Consider the following 1,455-nt stretch of genomic DNA (forward strand, 5'->3'; position numbering starts at 1 on the left):
GGCGCGCGCTCGGCATACCGGTCCTGAGGGGCGGCTTCCTGGAGGCCGACATACAGGCCCTGCAGGAACGTGCCTTCGGCGCCCGTACCGGCGTGTGGTCCCTGGACGACCGCTTCCACTTCGGCGGGTACGCCCGCACGACGCCCGAGCTGGAGGCGTTCGCAGGCGACTTCGAGCAGCGGCACGGACTGCCGGTGGAACGTCTCTATGTCGCCAAGTTGCTCTACGGACTTGTCACTCTCGCGGAAGAGGGCGCCTTCGCGCGCGGGAGCACGATCGCCGCCGTCGTCACCGGGCGGCCGTTCCCGGAGCCCCCTCCAGCCGCCCCGGAGCGCTAACCGGCCTCCCTGAAGGCCGCCGCCTCCTCCAGGTCCAGGCGTCTGAGCAGGGCGCGCAGCATCTCGTCGTCGATGTAGCGGTGGTCGCGGAGCCTGACGAAGACCTCGCGTTCGGCGCCGATCATCTCCCGGGAAAGCCGGCGGTAGGTGTCGTCCACGGACTCGCCGGTGACCGGGTTGACCTGGCCGAGCCGCTCCCAGACGGCGTTGCGGCGGCGCTCCAGGACGGTGCGCAGCCGGTCGACGAGCGGGGGCGGCAGGGCGTTGCGCTCGTCGGAGAGCAGGTCGTCGAGCCGGGCCTCGGCGGCCCGCGAGGCCTGTGCCTGGGCGTTGGCCTCGGCGAGGGTCTCGGCCTGCCGGTCGCGGCCGGGGAAGCGCAGCAGCCGGATGAGCGGCGGCAGCGTCACGCCCTGCACGACGAGCGTGCCGATGACGGTGGTGAACGTCAGGAAGAGGATCAGGTTGCGCGGGCCGTCGGCCATGGTCGACGGGATGGCGAAGGCGATGGCCAGGGAGACGACCCCGCGCATGCCGGCCCACGAGGTGACCATCGCGCCCCGCCAGGTGGGGTTCTCCTCGCGCGAACGGACGCGCTGCGACAGCAGCCGGGGCAGGAAGGTGGCCGGGTAGACCCAGACGAACCGGGCCACCACGACGACCAGGAAGACGGCGAGCGCGTACCAGGCCGCGGCGGGGCCCTGGTACTCCCCGAGCCGCTCGAGGACGACCGGAAGTTGCAGTCCGATCAGGGCGAACACCGCGGACTCCAGCACGAAGGCGACCATCTTCCACACCGCTTCCTCCTGGAGCCGGGTGGCGAAGTCGACCTCCCACGCGCGGTGGCCGAGGTAGAGGGCGACGACCACGACGGCGAGCACCCCGGAGGCGTGCGCCTGCTCGGCGACCCCGTAGGCGACGAACGGGATCAGCAGCGAGAGCGTGTTCTGCAGCAGGGGCTCGTTCAGGCGGGTGCGCAGCCAGTGCAGGGGCGCCATGAGGACCAGGCCGATCCCGACCCCGCCGACCGCCGCGAGCGCGAACTCGCCGATGCCGCCGGCCCAGGTGGCGCCCTCGCCGACGGCGGCGCCGAGCGCCACCTTGTAGGCGGTGATCGCCG

The 1,455-nt window shown here is 72.6% G+C and carries 1 protein-coding gene and 1 pseudogene; one reads left to right on the forward strand and one right to left on the reverse strand.

Annotated elements, in window-relative coordinates; genetic code table 11:
• Positions 1–338 (forward strand): annotated as a pseudogene (locus H5J33_RS35080) (1-aminocyclopropane-1-carboxylate deaminase); the annotation flags it as partial.
• Here the strand turns inward: H5J33_RS35080 and H5J33_RS35085 are convergent.
• A partial coding sequence (locus H5J33_RS35085) for a sodium:proton antiporter (protein ID WP_181798693.1) occupies positions 335–1,455 on the reverse strand: 1,121 nt, incomplete at its 5' end. The pseudogene H5J33_RS35080 and the gene H5J33_RS35085 overlap by 4 nt on opposite strands.

Source organism: Streptomyces sp. WELS2 (genome assembly GCF_013870595.1).
Taxonomy (GTDB): Bacteria; Actinomycetota; Actinomycetes; order Streptomycetales; family Streptomycetaceae; genus Streptomyces.